The organism is Pseudoalteromonas sp. PAR1, from assembly GCF_947311895.1.
GTDB classification, from domain to species: domain Bacteria; phylum Pseudomonadota; class Gammaproteobacteria; order Enterobacterales; family Alteromonadaceae; genus Pseudoalteromonas; species Pseudoalteromonas lipolytica_C.
On the sequence record NZ_CAMZMY010000040.1, the window covers coordinates 1 to 17544 of the forward strand.

The window sequence follows — 17544 nt, forward strand, 5'->3', positions numbered from 1 at the left end:
GAGCGATAAAGCCTAAGCCATCAAAGTACCCACATAAAAAAAGAAATGCCAGTCAGCTTAACTGACTGGCATTGGCCTAGTGCTCCTTTTTTTGATCCTGAAAATCACTCATTACTTCATTATAGATGCTAGCTAGCATGTCATTTGCTCCATTTTTTTGTTGAATCACCGCAGTTTACGCAATCCATAATAATTAGTTGGTATAATTTCAGGTATTAGAATAAGTTCCGCACTTGAGAGTGATATGTTTGCGAGTTTAGTGTTTTTATCTGCTGTAGTAACGTTAGACAGCCACTTACCCCCATTAATGCCATGGCACGGAAACAGTGTGTCATTACTACAAGAAAAAGGGCCATTAACGACAGAGTTCGAGTTAAGTGATGGTACTTTGTCTCCTAATTATGATGAGACAATGGCATTTGTTGACCGTTTAGTTGCAGCTAACCCAACTCAATTTAAATTAAAGACCATCGCTACTAGTAGTGCAGGTCGTGCAGTGAAAATGTTAGTCGCAAATGAGCAGGGATTATTTGATGCAGAGCAGCTAGTTGCAGACACTAAACCTACGATTTTTATTCAAGCGGGCATTCATAGTGGCGAGATTGACGGCAAAGATGCCATGTTTATGCTGCTACGCGATATTGCCACGGGTAAACGTCGCGATATCTTGAGCAAAGTTAATATTCTGTTTATACCGATTTTAAACGTAGACGGTCACGAGCGTAGTAGTCAATATAACCGTATTAATCAGCGTGGCCCAGTAGAAATGGGTTTTAGAACAAACGGTCTAAATTTAAACTTGAATCGTGATTACACAAAGCTTGATACCCCAGAAGTTCGTGGTGTGATGAAGGTGATCAATCAGTTTAAGCCAGATTTATACGTTGATGTTCATGTAACCGATGGTGCTGATTATCAATACGATGTCACGTATGGCTATAACCCTGTATTTTCAAGTGAATCACCAAGTGTATCTGAGGCATTAGATAATCTGTTTAAGCCTGTAATAGATGCGAAGCTTGAAAAGGCAGGGCATATTCCTGGTCCTCTCGTATTTGTTATGGATAAGCGCGAATTTAAGAAAGGGCTAGCTGGCTGGGTTGCCACACCACGCTTTTCAAATGGCTGGGGTGACTTGCGTTCATTACCTACTATTTTAGTTGAGAACCATTCATTAAAGCCCTATAAGCAGCGTGTGTTAGGTACTTATGTTTTCATTGATGGTGCAATTGATGCCTTAGCTGCAAACGATAAAGCACTAAATGAGGCGGTTAGAAAAGAGCTTGATTTCAAACCAACGCAATTAGTTGTTGAACGTGGATATGCAAAACAACCAGACACTATTGAATTTAAAGGAATTGCGTACAGTCGTTCTGAAAGTGCACTTTCTGGTCAATCTGAGGTTAAGTATTTAGGTCAGCCTAAAGACTATGACGCGTTACCTATTTTTTGGCAAAAAGAAGTTAAAAAGACTGTTAATGTGCCAAGCGCGTTTTACATTCCACCTGCGTACAGTCACATTATTGAAAAGTTAAAGTTGCATGGTATTAAGGTTGATAAAGTTACTGAAAACGTATCTGTACCGTTAACTCAAGCAATTGTGAAAGATTACAGCTTTGCCAAAGCGCCTTTTGAGGGACGTTTTAGGGTTGATGCCAGCTTTGATTATACCAAAGTAGACAACCTAAATATGTTAGATTGGTATAAAGTATCGACTGAGCAACCATACTCTGAACTTGCTACTCACTTACTGCACCCAGAAGCGCCAGATTCATTGTTTGCTTGGGGAGACTTCAATACTATTTTTCAGCGGACTGAGTATGTTGAAAATTATGCATTGATGCCTTACGCAAGACAGATGCTTAAAGAAAAGCCTGCCTTGGCGTTAGAGTTTGACCAAAAAATACGTGAGGACAAGCAGTTTGCAAATGACCCACAAGCGCGCCTAGATTGGCTTTATGAGCGTACGCCATTTTATGATCAAGCTTATTTAAAATACCCAATTCTTATGAGCTTTGAGCAATCTGAACAAGGACAGTAATATGAAAGTAGTGACAGTTCCGGTGACTGGTTTTGCACAAAATTGTCGTATTATAATTTGCACCGAGAGTAATCAAGCTGCATTAATTGATCCCGGCGGTGATAAAGAAAAACTTATCACTGAGCTGACGAAATTAAAATGTAAAGTGGTTGCGGTATATCTTACTCATGGGCATTTAGATCATGTTGGCGCCGCTAAAGAACTAGCTGAGCATTATGATGTTGAAATTATCGGCCCGCATATTGATGATCAATTTTGGTTTGATGCACTTCCTATGCAAGCACAAATGTTCGGTTTTAATGCTATCGAACCATTTTATCCTACAAAGTGGTTATGCCACGGCGATACGATAGAGGTGGGTCAACTATCGCTTTCTGTTCGCCACTGCCCAGGACATACACCAGGCCATGTTGTGTTTTACCATGAACAGTCACAGCAGGTAGTTGTCGGCGACGTAATTTTTCAAGGTTCAATTGGACGCACTGACTTCCCTAAGGGTAATAGCAGTCAGTTAATTGAATCTATTCAGTCACAAATACTTACGCTGACTGATGATGTTGTTATCTTAGCGGGTCATGGTCCAAACACTACGGTAGGCCATGAGCGAAAAACAAACCCTTTTATCAGTGGTAAGTATGGCTAAAATTGCAATTTCATTGCATAAGTAGTAGAAAATAAGCAGACTGTTTTTTAAATCAGTTATATAATTTAACCCATAATCTTAAAGAAAAAGAAATAAAATGTCTCTTAACCAAGTAGATCGCCAAATTTTGGCATTATTACAGCAAGATGCTAGCTTATCAACGGCAGAGATTGCCGATAAAGTTGGTTTGTCTCAATCGCCATGTTGGCGTCGTATTGCTAAGCTTGAGCAAGATGGCTACATCAAAGGTAAAGTTGCTTTGCTTGATGAGAAAAAGCTTGGCTTTGATATGTTAGTCTATGCCCATGTTCGTTTATCAAATCACGGCAGAACAAACTTAGCTGAGTTTGAACGATTAATTATGAGCTACGACGAAGTCACTGAGTGTTACAGTATGGCTGGTACAATGGACTTCATGCTTCGTATTATCTCTAAAGGTATTGAAGGCTATGAGCAATTTGTTCGCGATAACCTGTTAAACCTAGAGTTTGTACAAGAAGTTCATTCTAATGTCACTATGACGTGTGTTAAACGTAGTACGTCTTTACCACTTTAGTTTTTATTTACTACGATTGATAACAGTTAAAAACGGTTAGTACTTCACAGTACTGACCGTTTTGTTGTTAATAATTGTTAACTTTTCTGCTTTTTGCTAGAATTGCGCGCCTTGCCGAAACGTATTCACTACAAAGAGGAACTTAATGTTTAACTTACTCAGCAAAGCGCCAAGCTCTGCTAAAAATGATATTTTATCTGGCTTGACGGTCGCACTGGCATTGGTGCCTGAAGCTGTAGCATTCGCTTTTGTTGCTAATGTAGAACCTTTAGTCGGTTTGTATGCTGCCTTTATTGTTGGTTTGATCACCGCTATTTTTGGTGGCCGTCCAGGTATGATTTCTGGTGCTACCGGCGCATTAGCCGTTGTAATGGTAAGTTTAGTATTAGATCACGGAGTTGAATATTTATTTGCGACCGTGCTTTTAATGGGCATTCTGCAGGTCTTAGCGGGTGTCTTTAAACTTGGTAAATTTATTCGCATGGTTCCGCATCCTGTTATGCTCGGCTTTGTTAATGGTCTAGCTATCGTTATTTTCTTAGCTCAACTTGGTCAGTTCAAAGTACCTGATGGCATGGGAGGGCAGCAGTGGATGGAAGGTCAAGCCTTGTATATTATGCTTGGCTTAGTGGCACTTACAATGGCAATTATCCATTTTTTACCTAAACTGACTACGGCTGTGCCTTCTTCATTAGTTGCAATTGTCACAGTTACAGGATTGGTAATTGGTTTTGACTTAGAAGCGCGTACCGTTCTTGATTTCTTAAAAGGTATGACGGGTAATGAGCAAGCAACTATTGCCGGTGGTTTACCACAATTCCACATCCCTATGGTGCCATTTAACCTAGAAACATTAAAAATTATTTTCCCTTATGCGCTTGTTCTTGCGGCAATTGGTTTAATCGAGTCATTACTAACATTAACCTTAATTGACGAAATAACAGAAACACGTGGTCACAGTAACAAAGAGTGTATCGGTCAAGGTGCTGCGAATATTACCTGCGGTTTCTTTGGAGCGATGGGCGGTTGTGCGATGATTGGTCAGTCAATGATTAATATTAACTCTGGTGGTCGTTCACGTTTATCTGGTATCAGTGCTGCATTATTGCTGCTAGCGTTTATTATTTTCGCTGCAAGTCTAATTGAAATGATCCCACTGGCTGCACTTGTCGGTGTTATGTTTATGGTTGTTCTTGGTACGTTTGAATGGGCAAGCTTTAAGATGATGAAGCGTGTGCCTAAGTCTGATGCCTTTGTGATTGTTCTTGTATCGGGTGTAACGGTAGTTACTGACCTTGCTATTGCGGTATGTGTTGGTGTTATTGTATCGGCACTGGTATTTGCTTGGCAGCATGCAAAACATATTTACACAAACAATTATATTGATGAGCAAGGCTCAAAAGTATACGAACTTCATGGTCCATTATTCTTTGGTTCAGTGAAAAACTTCGCTGAGTTATTTGATGTTAAAAATGACCCTGAAGATGTGATCATCGAATTTAAGCATAGCCGAGTAGCAGATCACAGTGCGATTGAGGCAATTGATAACTTAGCAGATAAATATGCTAAAACGGGCAAGAAATTGCACTTACGCCACTTGAGTCCTGATTGTATCCAACTTCTACATAATGCGCGTGATTTAGTTGAAGTAAACGTGATCGAGGATCCGCATTATAAGGTAGCTTCTGATAAGTTAGCTTAAATAGACAATGTTTAAAAAGCGAAGGCGGCTGTCGTCTTCGCTTTTTTTATACCTGAATTATGCGTTAAGGCTATAAAAAATTAAGATAGGCGGCAGTGCTTTGTATAACAGTCTATCGGTATAATAACTATAAGTTTGTAAGGTAACTTGATATTTTGAATTGGCAATCATTAGTTGATAATCGACAACGTTTTTTCTGGGTTTTGCAAATTGCAGGCTGGATAGGGTATGCGTTAGTTAATTACATCGGCTCTAAAGTATTTGAAATGCGTGATATTTACGTGTTTGTCATTGTATTAAATGCTTATGCTGGTTGTTTAATGACAGTGCCTTTACGCTACATGTATCGCAAAGTGTGGAATGCTTCGCCTTGGGTACTCATGTTAGTAGTATTTGGTGCCTCTTATTTAACGGGCACACTTTGGGCTGTAGTACAAAAATTTAATTTATGGGAGATATATCGCCACGGTTATCGCCCAAATGAGTGGTTTTATTACTTTCAGCAAGGTTTAGATTCAGTCTATATTATCCTTTGTTGGAGTGGATTATATTTTGGTATTAAGTATTACCAGTTATTGCAAAGTGAACGTCAAAAGGCTTTAAAAGCGACAACAATGGCTCACGAAGCACAACTTAAGATGCTACGCTATCAGCTTAATCCGCACTTTTTATTTAATACGCTTAATGCAATCTCTACACTTATTTTGGTTAAAGAGAATAAAGATGCTAATTTAATGGTGTCTAAATTAAGTGATTTCTTGCGTTATACACTCAATACAGATCCAATTAAAAAAGTTCCATTAGAGCAAGAAATTCATGCATTAATGCTGTACTTAGAAATTGAGAAAGTACGCTTTGATGAGCGTTTACAAATTAACGTTGATGTAAGCGAACAAGCAAAAAAAGCCTTAGTACCAAGTTTAATTCTCCAGCCGTTGATCGAAAACGCCATTAAGTATGCGATAGCACAACTCAACGAGGGCGGGGTCATTGATATTAAGGCACAAGTTTTTGCAAATGAATTATTATTGGAAGTAGGCGATAATGGTCCTGGCACTGAGCTTAAAAATGGTCAGCTTGTTAATTCTCAAGGGGTTGGTATAGCTAACACTCAGGATCGATTAAAAACACTTTATGAGAACAACTACTCGTTTGTTCTCTCTGACAATACGCCAAGTGGATTAAAAGTAAATCTGCGCGTTCCGTTTGAAAAGGCTGTTAAGAAATGAGCAAAATTAGAACTTTGATCGTTGATGATGAACCGCTTGCAAGGAAAGGCTTAGCCGTTCGACTTTCTGAATTTGAAGACATAGAAGTAATTCGTTTATGTAGCAATGGTCAAGAAGCAATAGATGAGTGCTTATCAGGGAATATAGAACTGGTATTCTTAGATATTCAAATGCCAAATATGAATGGTTTTGAAGTGGCCCGCGCTTTAAGCGAAAGTGTTAATCCATTGCCTGCCATTGTGTTTGTAACTGCGTTTGATCAGTTTGCGGTAAAAGCATTCGAGATTCATGCATTGGATTATATTCTTAAACCAGTCGATGACAACAGACTAAAACAGGCGGTAGAAAAAGTGCATACTTATTTAAAAACACAACAAGATAACGCCCATAAGAAGAAACTAGCAAGCTTTGTGGCTGGTATTACTGGCAACAATTGTGAAGAGATTTTGAAAAAGCTTGCGACAGGCGATAGCCTTGCAGATCGTCGTTATCCTGAATCACTGGCAGTAAAAGAGCAGGGCGAAATTGTTCGTGTTCCTGTTGTTACAATTCAATGGGTTGATGCTGCAGGTGACTATATGTGTTTACATTGCCAAGATGGCCAAACTCATATCTTACGTAAAACCATGAAAGAGCTAGAGCAAGAGTTAGATCCGCAACTGTTTGTTCGTGTTCACCGCAGTGCTATTGTTAACACCAAACAAATTAGTAAGCTCGTCACTCAGGTGAGTGGGGAGTACTTGTTAGTTCTCGATAATGGACAAGAGTTAAAAGTAAGCCGCAGCTATCGTGACAAAGTAAAAGCTGCACTAGCAAGTTAATAAGCTTTCATAATCAGTTAAAGACAAAAAAGGCGCAATCAATGCGCCTTTTTTAATCAGTGATTGCAACAGTTTAAACTGTCACAATCTTCATTGTATTGGTAGCACCAATAGTTTCCATCGCATCACCGTGAGTTAAAATCACAGTATCTCCGGTGCTTAAAGAACCAAGTTCTACTAATGTATTGAGTGCTTCGCGAACCATATTTTCATCTTCACACTTAGTTGAATCAAAAAACACAGGGTAAACACCGCGATACAATGCAGTTTGACCTAAAGTGCTAGCGTGACGTGATAATGAGTAAATTGGTAAGCCAGAACTAATGCGCGACATTAATTTAGCTGTGCTACCTGATTCAGTCAGTGTCACAATCGCTTTTACAGAATCAAGGTGGTTGGCTGCATACATAGCAGACAGTGCAATTGATTCAGCATTAGATGAAAAGCGGCTGTCTAAACGGTGCTTAGAAACGTGAGTTTCTTTTTGAGACTCAGCACCTAAACATACGCGGGCCATAGTAGCAACGGTTTCTTCAGGGTAGTCACCAGCTGCTGTTTCAGCAGATAACATTACTGCATCAGTGCCATCTAGAACCGCATTTGCAACGTCCATAACCTCAGCGCGTGTTGGCATCGGGTTATCAATCATTGATTCCATCATTTGCGTTGCTGTTACCACAGTACGGTTTAGTGAACGTGCGCGGCTAATAATAAGCTTTTGTTTACCAACAAGGGCAGCATCACCAATCTCAACACCAAGGTCGCCACGAGCAACCATAACAGCATCAGAAGCAAGTACGATATCATCAACTGCTTCAACTGTTTCTACAGCTTCTGCACGTTCGATTTTGGCAAGAAGCTGCGCGTTAGAACCAGCAGCTTCTGCTAATGAGCGAACATAGCGCATGTCATCGCCACTACGTGGGAATGATACTGCAATATAATCAACACCAATTTCTGTGGCTGTGATTAAATCTTCTTTGTCTTTATCTGTAAATGCCGGAGCCGTAAGACCACCACCTAAGCGGTTGATACCTTTATTGTTAGAAAGTACACCACCCACAGTTACTGTGGTGTGAACTAAATGACCATCTACGCTATCAACAGTCAATTGGATAAGGCCGTCATTTAATAACAGTAAGTCACCTGATTTAACATCGTTTGGTAACTCTTTATAATCGATACCTACAGCATTTACATCGCCTTGGCCTTTTTCCATTTTTGCATCTAAGGTAAATTTAGCGCCAACTGCTAAGTTTACTTTACCGTCTTTAAACGTAGATACGCGGATTTTTGGGCCTTGTAAATCAGCAAGAATTGCAATGTGCTTGCCTAAACGCTTTGCAATATCGCGAACTGCTTGTGCGCGGTCTTTGTGATCTTGTGCTACGCCGTGTGAGAAGTTCAAACGAACCACATTTGCACCTGCACGAATGATTTTTTCTAAGTTGTTATCGCGATCGGTTGCCGGCCCAAGTGTCGCAACAATTTTAGTGCGTCTTAGCATCAAATTCTCCTGTGCGCTTAAAAATATTAAGCGAATTGATGGTTATCTATTAAAATGTTGTGCTTATTTAATAGCATATAAATGAATCAAATTAAGCTTAATGCAGAATTCATAAGTAAAAAATAATTGTTTTTACGTATGAGTATCTGGCTCTTAGTATTAAATACAGAGTTTACAAAGCATTAATGACGCTATTATGACACCGGTGTCAGGTAGCGTCAATACACATACCTTTTTAAAGGGTATTATAAAAATCTGGTCCGATGCCCTTATTAATTTGATATACTAACCCCAGCTTGCTGCGTGCCTTTTATAGATTTATAGCAAGTTAGCTCGGAAGCTCGCATTTTTGGGCTGCTTGGGTATAATGCGCGCGTATTTATTTTGATTAACTAACCAATAGTTGTTACCGAGGAGGACACTAAATGCAAGTTGCATTAGTAGGGTTAGGCGTTATGGGTAAAAATCTTGCCCTCAACCTGATTGAAAAAGGGCTGACATTAGTAGCTTATGATAAAAACCCAGATGCGGGTGCCGAGTTACTAAGCTGTGCGAAAGCACTAGGTTTGGCAGACCGTTTACATATTGTGTCTGATTTAAATGATATGGTTAGACGCTTAGAGCCGCCTCGTTCGATTCTACTTTTAGTTCCTGCTGGTGAATTGGTTGATAAAGTATGTACAGAGCTTGCAGAAGCAGGCGTTGACTGTGATGACATTATCGTAGATTGCGGCAATAGTAACTATAAAGACGGCATAAGCCGTAAACTTAAATATCAAAACAAATTTGAATTTGCCACTATGGGTATTTCTGGCGGTGCCGAAGGTGCTCGTCACGGCCCAGCTATGATGGCAAGTGGTTCAGAAGGCGGCTGGGAGCGTGTTGAGCCGTGGTTTGAAAAAGTAGCTGCAAGCTATAAAGGTGAGTCATGCTTTGCCCGTGTAGGCCAATCTGCAAGTGGTCACTTTGTGAAAATGGTTCATAACGGTATCGAATATGCGTTAATGCAATTAATTGCAGAAATGTATCAATTATTGCGTTTAGGCACGAATCGTTCACCAAAAGAAGTTGCGGACATTTTCAATGAATGGTCTGAAGGCACATTAAATAGCTACTTACTGTCAATCTCAAGCCATATCTTGAGCCTCGAAACAACAGAAGGTGAACCGCTAGTTGATTTAATCGACAACAAGGTTGGCGCTAAAGGCACTGGTTTATGGACTGCGCAAAATGCGCTAGAGCTTGGTATTGCAGTACCATCATTAGTGGCAGCTGTTCAAGCACGTCACTTAACAAATACTTGTGATACGCATGCTGCTAAAGAAATGACTTACGCTGCTAAAGCAACTGACACAGTTGATTTAGACTTAGCGGAGCTAAAAGATGCATTCACTCTGGCAAGTTTACTTGCTTATCGTCAAGGTTTAGCACTTATCAAAGGTGCGTCACGCGCTCATCAGTGGAAAGTTGATCTTTCTAAAACGCTACAAACATGGCGCGCAGGCTGTATTATCCGTGCTGATTACTTAGACAACGTTGCTGAAGGTGTAGAATTTATTGATTCTATGCAGCGTGAGTCAGCAGCTTTACGTAAAGTGACAGGTGCAGCGGTTGCTTCTGGTCTTGCTTTCCCTGTATTAACAGCAACGCAAACTTACATTGCGACGTTAACAACACCAAGCAATGGTCACCTTGTGCAAGCACAACGAGATTACTTTGGTGAACATGGTATTAAAACCCACAGCGGTGAAATATGCCATTTAACTGACTTAGTTGAGATTGACGAAAAAGTTCGTTAATCATCAAAAAACGAAAAAAGGCACCAATTGGTGCCTTTTTTTAACGGCTTAACTCGCCGCGAAGGTTATCTTGCATCAAGTGTCGAATTGTTTCTACTTCAAGCTTTTGACTAAATAAGTAGTGCAACTTGGTCAAACAGGCTTCTAATGTCATATCATAGCCGCTAATAACACCGCAATTAAGCAAAGCATTTCCTGTGGCATAGCCGCCCATATTCACTTGGCCTTTTAAACATTGCGTTAAATTAACAATCACCATACCGCGCTTACTTGCATCATTCAGAATATCTATAAATGCAGAGTCTTGTGGCGCATTACCCACACCAAAACTCAAGAGCACCAAGGCCTTGATATTGTCGTTTACTAAACTTTTTACCACTTCAGGGCTGATTCCCGGATATAAGTAAAGTACACCAATAGGCTGTGGAGTAATATTGGAAACTTGCAGTGCATTATCAACGTAAGGACTTAGCTGGCCTTTGATAAGTTGAATATTAATTCCTGACAATGCTAAAGGTTCAAGATTCGGAGAGGCAAATGCATCAAAGCCATCAGCATGGGCTTTTGTTGCACGGTTACCACGGAATAATTGGTTATTAAAGAATAGGCTTACTTCAGCAATTGGGTAATTAGCTGCTAAATACATTGCATTGAGTAAGTTGACTTGGCCATCAGAACGAAGCTGCGAAAGCGGAATTTGCGAGCCTGTGACAATTACAGGTTTTGTCAGGTTCTCGAACATAAATGACAGGGCAGAAGCGGTATAAGCCATAGTATCTGTACCGTGCAGAACCACAAAGCCATCATAGTCTTGGTATTTACTTTTGATATCGTCAGCAATTAGTTGCCAGTGGGCAGGTGACATATCTGAAGAATCAATCAGTGGGCAATATTCGTGAATATCAAATAAAGGCATTTCGTCACGATTAAATTCTGCATTATTGACCACAGTTTCGGTTAAAAAACCTTCAGCCGGTACATAGCCTCGGCTCGATTTTTTCATCCCGATGGTACCACCTGTGTAGGCGATATATATACGTTTACGTTTCATAAAAAAGGCCCAGTTAAATAACTGGGCCTAGTATACCTAAAATTGAATTGCTAAGTAACTTATTGAATTACATTACACACCAAACAACGAGCGTATACGCCTTGTGGATCGTTGTAATCTTTAAGATTGTCAATTTCACTACTTAGTTGCTTGATCAGGCTCTGTAAATTAGCTTGTGTAGCCAATACTGATTGTGATGAATCAGACTTAGCAAAGAAGCTTTTAACTGCTGCTGTACCAAAGATATCTTGAAGCATTTGCTCTTGCGGTGTAAGCGATTGTTTGATGGTTTTAACATCATAATGCTTAAGTTTAGCTAGTTCAGCGGCAGCTTCAATTGCATCTTGCTTGTCACCCAGTTTATCAACTAAACCAAGCTCTTTTGCTTGTGTTGCAATCCATACACGACCTTGAGCAATTTTATCTACTTGTTCAGGTGTCATATTGCGCGCTTCAGCCACAACATCTAAAAAGCGTTTATATGCATTTTCAACACTTAGTTGGATAATATCTGCCATTTTCTCATCAAGCGGTCGCGCAATTGAGAAGCCTGCAAGATCTGTTGTCGCAACACCATCTGAATATATACCCAGTTCAGCCATAGTATTTTCAAATGTCATGAACGTACCAAACACACCAATTGAACCTGTAATTGTGCTAGGTGCAGCCCAAATTTCATTGGCGGCTGAGGCAATCCAGTAACCACCCGATGCTGCTACCGAGCTCATAGAAGCAATAACAGGTTTACCAGCAGCTTTCAGAGCTAAAACTTCAGCTCGAATAACTTCAGATGCGAACATACTGCCGCCGCCTGAATCTATACGTAATACCACTGCTTTTACTTTGTCATCTAAACGAGCTTTACGAAGTAGGGCAGCTGTAGAATCACCGCCAATTTCACCGGCTTTGCGTTCGCCATCGACAATAGTGCCTTTAGCAACAACAACCGCTACTTTTTCAGTGATTGGGTTGTCAAATTCAACAGGTGGTTTTACCAATGATAGATATTCACGGAAACTGACTTGCTTAAAGGTCTTACCGGTTTCTTCTGCACCGACTAATTCAATCAGTTGCTGGCGAATTTGCTGTGATGTTTTTAAAGAATCAACCCATTGATTGTTCAAAGCGTACTGACCAGAGTTACCGTCAACGGCCTGCATTTTAGCTAAGTACACATCCATATCTTCATCAAAATTGCTTTCATCGAATGGGCGGCTTGCAGCAACATCTGTTTTATATTCATTCCAAAGTGCTGTTAACCAAACGCTGTTCGCTTCTTTTGCTGCATCAGACATGTCGTTGCGAATAAATGGCTCGACTGCTGATTTATAAGTACCAACACGGAAAATATGCTGTGTTACTTTTAGCTTTTCTAATGCTTCTTTAAAGTAAAGAGGGAACATGCCATAGCCTTCGATACTCACACCACCGTAAGGATGCATTGAGATTTCGTCAGCATGAGCTGCAATATAATATTGTGCTTGAGTGTAATAATAGCCTGTAGCAATAACTTGTTTACCAGCCGCTTTAAACTCATCAATAGCCTTAGTAATTTGCTTAAGTTTATTGATGTGTGCACTAGGCATTTTTTGTAGGTCAAGTAGCATTACAGTGATGCGATCATCATTGGTTGCTTCGTTGATAACTTCGATTACATCATCAAGTAAAATTTCTGATGGTGCTTCTTTGCCCATAGTTGCGTCATTAATCGCAGCTTCTACAGGATCAACGTAAGTTTTTTCTTCAACTATTGGGCCATTTAAGTTGAGGCGCAACACAGTTCCGTCTGCTACTTTTACTTTGTCTTCTTCACCTGTTATTGCAACGAAAAAGAGTATTACTAGTAATAAAAATAAAATGTTTAGGACTAAACGGCGGGAGAAGTTAATCCCAGTCCAAATGCCTTTAAATATCTTTGCTAGCAAAATAAATCCTTAATTCAATACAGCTTTGTAATGACTCATCTTAGCTTAGATTAACTTTAAATTTAACTGTTAAATAGTAACAGAGTGTTTAAAAAGACAATTTGCTACAGAATATTTACTAGCGAAAAGTTGATTATTCTAAGTTATTACCGCAGAATCTATTTCAAGTAGAGGTTCGACCAGTTAACGGGGCACACAATGTTAGAACAAAAATTACAATTAAAGCATACCGAACTTCGTAACCGTTTGGTTATGGGATCAATGCATACCGGCTTAGAAGAGGGATGGCACAACCGTAAACGCTTGCGCGCATTTTATGAAGCACGTGCAAAGGGTGGCACTGGATTAATTATAACTGGTGGTTACAGTCCAAATTTACGAGGTAAGCTATCGCCTTTCGCCTCAACGTTTAACTCGTTTTATGATGTGATTAAACATCGCGCATATACGGATGCAGTGCATCAACATGGCGGAAAAATTTGCTTACAATTATTACATGCTGGCCGTTATGCATATCATCCATTTAATCAAGCACCAAGTGCTATTCAAGCACCTATTAATCCTTATAAACCTAAAGAAATGTCGTTAGGCTCAATAAAAAAGACTATTAAAGACTTTGCAAACTCAGCAAAACTAGCTGAAAAAGCAGGTTACGATGGTGTTGAAATAATGGGGTCTGAAGGCTATTTGATTAATGAGTTCATGGCTAACCATACTAATAAACGTACGGATAGTTATGGAGGTAGCCTTGAAAATCGTATGCGTTTAGCTATTGATATTGTAAAAGCTGTTCGCGCTAAAGTAAGTGAAAAATTTATTATTGTATTTCGCCTATCTGTAATGGATCTGATCCCAAACGGCTCGACACCTGAAGAAGTTAAACAACAAGCGCTTTCACTTGAAAAAGCGGGCGTTGATATCTTTAACACGGGGATTGGTTGGCACGAAGCACGTGTTCCAACAATAGCGAGCATGGTACCACCGGGTGCCTTTAAAGAGGCATCAAAACGTTTAAAAGATACAGTATCGGTACCAGTAATCGCAGTAAACCGCATTAATACACCTGAAATAGCCAATGGTATTTTAGAGGCGGGTGAGTCTGATCTAATTTCGATGGCGCGTCCTTTATTAGCGGATCCTGAGTTTTTTAATAAATACGTAAATAACAAGTCAGAGCAAATCAATATCTGTATTGGCTGTAATCAGGGTTGTTTAGACCATGTATTTAAAAACAAACGTGCGACTTGCTTAGTTAACCCACAGGCTGCTTTTGAATTAGACTATAGCCTTGAAAAAGCGTCATCTTCTCGTTTAGTGCTTGTTGTTGGTGCAGGCCCCGCTGGTCTGGCTGCTAGTTGCTATTTAGCAGAAAAAGGTCATAAAGTGACTCTAATTGAGCGTAAAGAGCAGATGGGCGGTCAATTTAATTTAGCAATGCAAGTACCTGGTAAGGAAGACTTTAACCATACTCTTAATTACTTTACTAATGAGTTAAAACGCTTAAATGTTGATTTAAAGCTAGGCACTGAATTTACAGAAAACATGCTTAACCAATACGATGATGTTGTGTTTGCAACAGGTGTTAGACCTCGTGAAGCAAAAATAGAATGTAACGATGGCAAGCGTGTGTTTGCCTATGATGAAGTGATCCGCGGTGAGGTAGAGCTCGGTAACAAAATAGCGATTCTAGGTGCCGGCGGTATTGGTTTTGATATGGTTGCCTTTTTAAGTGAACACAAAGGGCAAACTATTGAGCAATTCAAAACTCAATGGGGTATTGAATGTGAAGCTGCACCTGAAAAAGATAACCGCCAAATATACATGCTTAAGCGAAGTGCAGGGCGTTTTGGTAGTGAACTGGGTAAAACAACGGGTTGGATCCATCGTCAAGTTGCTAAACAGCATGGTGTAAAGCAAATTGCTGAGTGTCAGTACCTTAGCTTTGACAACCAAGGTTTGAAAATTACTGTTAAAGGTGAAGAGCAAATCTTAGATGTTGATACTGTGATTGCTTGTATTGGTCAGGTTTCAAATACAGAAACATTCGAAAAACAAACAGAAAACGCCAAAGTTCACGTTATTGGTGGAGCCAAATTAGCTGCCGCTATTGATGCGAAACGTGCGATTTTTGAAGCGCTACAAGTCGCTCGTAAAATTTAATTGAAAGTAAACTAGAAAACCCGCGGTCTGTGTGATTAATCTAATTAGTCACGAGACCGCAATGTTGATCACACACTTATTACCTCTTTACCAACGCATCTTAACTAAACTTCAGTTTTTAGATGGACTACCCAGCCTATTTATTCGCTTAATCTTAGCCCCAGTGATGATCATTGCCGGCTTTAATAAACTTGCCTTAAGCGGTGATGTTAACCATTTTTATCAATACTTTTTAGCCTCTGATGATATCGTCGCTTGGTTTGGTAATAGTGAATGGGGGTTAGGCCTACCAATGCCCTCTGTACTGGCCTTTTTAGCAGCATGGACAGAGTTTTTAGGCGGCATTTTGCTGTTATTTGGTCTGTTCACACGTTTAGTAGCAATCCCCTTAATGATAACTATGCTTGTTGCTGCAACGACTGTGCACGCAAGTAATGGCTGGTTTGCTGTTACCCCAACAGATGCGAGTACCAGCCCTGCAAGAGTCCTCAATTGGCTTGCAATTCCTGCAAGTGAAGCCAGTTTGATTAATTCAAAAGAAGCGGGTGAGAGATTAACTAAAATGCGCGAGTTATTAGAGACTCATGGTTATACGGAATACCTGTATGCTAAAGGGAAACCTGTGATTTTAAATAATGGTATTGAGTTTTCAGCGCTCTATTTCGTTATGCTACTAAGCTTATTTTTTTCGGGGGGAGGTCGCTATTTTAGCCTCGATTATTGGCTTGTTAGAAATCGCACTAAGCTCTTTATTGCAAGTGAATATAAATGATAAGCTAGAACTTTAATGCCTTTATAAAATGAGGCGCTGTATTAATGTTTTAATAGGAATTAAATGGACGCTTTAACTCTTTTACAAACTCGACAATCAGATCCACGTCTTATAGCTCCGGGTCCATCAGAAGAACAGCTTGAGATTATTCAAAGAGCTGCAATAAAAGTACCGGATCATGGTTGCCTTGCTCCTTGGCGTTTTATTGTTGTTGAAGGCGATGCTCGGCATAGATTAGGTGATATTTATCATCAAGCTGCAGTTGCTGAACATCAAGATGAGCGCACGGTTAATCGTGCAAAAGAACTACCACTTCGCGCCCCTATGATTATCATTGCCATTGCTGATGTAAAAGAAAACCCTAAAGTGCCACGTATTGAACAAGTTCAAAGTGCTGGTTGTGCAGTGCTTGCCATGCAGCAGGCCGCTTTTGCCCAAGGATTAGGTGGGATCTGGCGCACAGGCTATTTTGCTCAAAGTGAATCAGTCAAAAAAGCTTTAAATTGTAAAATTGATGACGAGATAGTTGGCTTCTTATATTTAGGTACTCCTGAAGTTGATATTAAAAAGCCTATTAGGCATAAACCAGATACTTTTTTTGAGAGACTTTAAAAATTAGGAACTTTTTTATATTTATGCAGTCAGATGCTATTAAGCTTGCATGTGTTAGTTTAATTAATTTAAGCTGCAGTGTAAGAATTATTAGGATGCAAAAAACAAAATAATTATTCTTCAGTGTGTTTTTTAATCGGTTGTTTTTTGTTAACGTAGGGATAGTCTTAAAAAATAACGATAAAGAAGACGAGGACAATGGGAAACTTATTTTTACGAGAAAAAGAAAATTGGTTCGCTTGGTCAATATGGGGCATTATAGGTGCTGCCCTCACTTTTTTTGTGGCTATCTCAACTAGAGCGCCACAATTTCTTGGCTTATCTGCTATTGGGTTTTTGTTGTTACTTACGTGGTGGATGCACAGTACTAAGCGGTTTGATTTTGGTCGCGCTTTTAAAGTTTGTTGTTATGTATTGACCTTAACCTGCTTACCCGCATTTTTATTAGTGATAGTACCAAATAACAATCTAAATAAAATAGACGTTATTGTTCAGGGGGCAGGGTTTGCTCTTATCAGTTTAATTGTCTGTTTTGTCTGCTCAATGATTGCGCGTCGACCTAAACAGTATTACTAAATATGAGTTTTTATTGTTTTTTTACAATTAAGGCTTTACATCGACCACGGTAACTAATATTATGCGCGCCGTACGGAGAGATGGCAGAGTGGTCGAATGCACCGGTCTTGAAAACCGGCAGGGGTTTGTAGCCCCTCTAGGGTTCAAATC

Annotated in this window: 14 protein-coding genes; 11 read left to right on the plus strand and 3 right to left on the minus strand. The window is 39.8% G+C overall.

Features of this window, described 5'->3' with window-relative positions:
* Window positions 1-244 precede the first annotated feature (244 nt).
* The 6 genes from QL229_RS20060 (at window position 245) to QL229_RS20085 (ending at window position 6992) form a co-directional block, all read left to right on the plus strand.
* Window positions 245-2041 carry a M14 family metallopeptidase gene (locus tag QL229_RS20060; RefSeq protein ID WP_138556889.1) on the plus strand — a complete coding sequence of 599 codons (1797 nt, stop codon included), beginning with the start codon at window positions 245-247 and terminating at the stop codon, window positions 2039-2041.
* Between the two features lies 1 nt (window position 2042).
* Window positions 2043-2684 (plus strand): MBL fold metallo-hydrolase, encoded by a 642-nt coding sequence (locus tag QL229_RS20065; RefSeq protein ID WP_138556891.1) that lies wholly within the window; start codon window positions 2043-2045, stop codon window positions 2682-2684.
* A 97-nt stretch (window positions 2685-2781) separates the two neighbouring features.
* Window positions 2782-3240 carry an Lrp/AsnC family transcriptional regulator gene (locus QL229_RS20070; protein ID WP_036968198.1) on the plus strand — a complete coding sequence of 153 codons (459 nt, stop codon included), beginning with the start codon at window positions 2782-2784 and terminating at the stop codon, window positions 3238-3240.
* Between the two features lie 145 nt (window positions 3241-3385).
* The gene (locus tag QL229_RS20075) at window positions 3386-4942 is read left to right on the plus strand and encodes a SulP family inorganic anion transporter (protein ID WP_135924392.1); all 1557 of its coding nucleotides are present in this window, start codon (window positions 3386-3388) and stop codon (window positions 4940-4942) included.
* A 155-nt stretch (window positions 4943-5097) separates the two neighbouring features.
* Entirely contained in the window at window positions 5098-6171 is a 1074-nt protein-coding gene (locus tag QL229_RS20080; RefSeq protein ID WP_135924393.1) for a histidine kinase, read from the plus strand.
* On the plus strand, window positions 6168-6992 hold the full coding sequence (locus QL229_RS20085) for a LytTR family DNA-binding domain-containing protein (RefSeq protein ID WP_135924394.1): 825 nt from the start codon (window positions 6168-6170) through the stop codon (window positions 6990-6992). The genes QL229_RS20080 and QL229_RS20085 overlap by 4 nt, the downstream gene beginning before the upstream one ends.
* Before the next feature lie 73 nt (window positions 6993-7065).
* On the opposite strand, the gene pyk is transcribed toward QL229_RS20085, so the two are convergent.
* Window positions 7066-8499, minus strand: coding sequence for a pyruvate kinase (gene pyk, locus QL229_RS20090; RefSeq protein WP_135924395.1), 1434 nt, complete (start codon window positions 8497-8499; stop codon window positions 7066-7068).
* A gap of 425 nt (window positions 8500-8924) precedes the next feature.
* Between pyk and gndA the strand changes: the two genes are divergently transcribed.
* A complete protein-coding gene (gene gndA, locus QL229_RS20095) occupies window positions 8925-10298 on the plus strand; it encodes an NADP-dependent phosphogluconate dehydrogenase (RefSeq protein ID WP_054553937.1) in 1374 nt (457 codons plus the stop codon).
* Between the two features lie 40 nt (window positions 10299-10338).
* Here the strand turns inward: gndA and ansA are convergent, their stop codons facing one another.
* On the minus strand, window positions 10339-11349 hold the full coding sequence (gene ansA / locus QL229_RS20100; RefSeq protein ID WP_135924396.1) for an asparaginase: 1011 nt from the start codon (window positions 11347-11349) through the stop codon (window positions 10339-10341).
* 59 nt (window positions 11350-11408) lie between these two features.
* The gene (gene sppA, locus QL229_RS20105; RefSeq protein ID WP_138556893.1) at window positions 11409-13274 is read right to left on the minus strand and encodes a signal peptide peptidase SppA; all 1866 of its coding nucleotides are present in this window, start codon (window positions 13272-13274) and stop codon (window positions 11409-11411) included.
* Window positions 13275-13472: 198 nt separating this feature from the next.
* Here sppA and QL229_RS20110 point away from each other — a divergent pair, with 198 nt between their 5' ends.
* The 4 genes from QL229_RS20110 to QL229_RS20125 all read left to right on the plus strand — a co-directional run bounded on the left by QL229_RS20110 (window position 13473) and on the right by QL229_RS20125 (window position 17394).
* The gene (locus QL229_RS20110) at window positions 13473-15434 is read left to right on the plus strand and encodes an NADPH-dependent 2,4-dienoyl-CoA reductase (RefSeq protein WP_199526543.1); all 1962 of its coding nucleotides are present in this window, start codon (window positions 13473-13475) and stop codon (window positions 15432-15434) included.
* 61 nt (window positions 15435-15495) lie between these two features.
* The gene (locus QL229_RS20115; protein WP_138556896.1) at window positions 15496-16206 is read left to right on the plus strand and encodes a DoxX family protein; all 711 of its coding nucleotides are present in this window, start codon (window positions 15496-15498) and stop codon (window positions 16204-16206) included.
* Window positions 16207-16269: 63 nt separating this feature from the next.
* Complete coding sequence (locus tag QL229_RS20120) at window positions 16270-16818, plus strand: NAD(P)H nitroreductase (protein ID WP_135924400.1); 549 nt, start codon at window positions 16270-16272, stop codon at window positions 16816-16818.
* A 198-nt stretch (window positions 16819-17016) separates the two neighbouring features.
* Entirely contained in the window at window positions 17017-17394 is a 378-nt protein-coding gene (locus tag QL229_RS20125) for a hypothetical protein (protein ID WP_138556897.1), read from the plus strand.
* The last annotated feature ends 150 nt before the right edge of the window (window positions 17395-17544 follow it).

Bases quoted from the DNA above. Each gene is read 5' to 3' on its own strand.
- QL229_RS20075 (WP_135924392.1), top strand. From the start codon at position 3,386: ATGTTTAACTTACTCAGCAAAGCGCCAAGCTCTGCTAAAAATGATATT.
- QL229_RS20115 (WP_138556896.1), top strand. From the start codon at position 15,496: ATGTTGATCACACACTTATTACCTCTTTACCAACGCATCTTAACTAAA.
- QL229_RS20065 (WP_138556891.1), top strand. From the start codon at position 2,043: ATGAAAGTAGTGACAGTTCCGGTGACTGGTTTTGCACAAAATTGTCGT.
- gndA (WP_054553937.1), top strand. From the start codon at position 8,925: ATGCAAGTTGCATTAGTAGGGTTAGGCGTTATGGGTAAAAATCTTGCC.
- QL229_RS20120 (WP_135924400.1), top strand. From the start codon at position 16,270: ATGGACGCTTTAACTCTTTTACAAACTCGACAATCAGATCCACGTCTT.
- ansA (WP_135924396.1), bottom strand. From the start codon at position 11,349: ATGAAACGTAAACGTATATATATCGCCTACACAGGTGGTACCATCGGG.
- QL229_RS20110 (WP_199526543.1), top strand. From the start codon at position 13,473: ATGTTAGAACAAAAATTACAATTAAAGCATACCGAACTTCGTAACCGT.
- QL229_RS20125 (WP_138556897.1), top strand. From the start codon at position 17,017: ATGGGAAACTTATTTTTACGAGAAAAAGAAAATTGGTTCGCTTGGTCA.
- QL229_RS20070 (WP_036968198.1), top strand. From the start codon at position 2,782: ATGTCTCTTAACCAAGTAGATCGCCAAATTTTGGCATTATTACAGCAA.
- QL229_RS20060 (WP_138556889.1), top strand. From the start codon at position 245: ATGTTTGCGAGTTTAGTGTTTTTATCTGCTGTAGTAACGTTAGACAGC.
- QL229_RS20085 (WP_135924394.1), top strand. From the start codon at position 6,168: ATGAGCAAAATTAGAACTTTGATCGTTGATGATGAACCGCTTGCAAGG.
- pyk (WP_135924395.1), bottom strand. From the start codon at position 8,499: ATGCTAAGACGCACTAAAATTGTTGCGACACTTGGGCCGGCAACCGAT.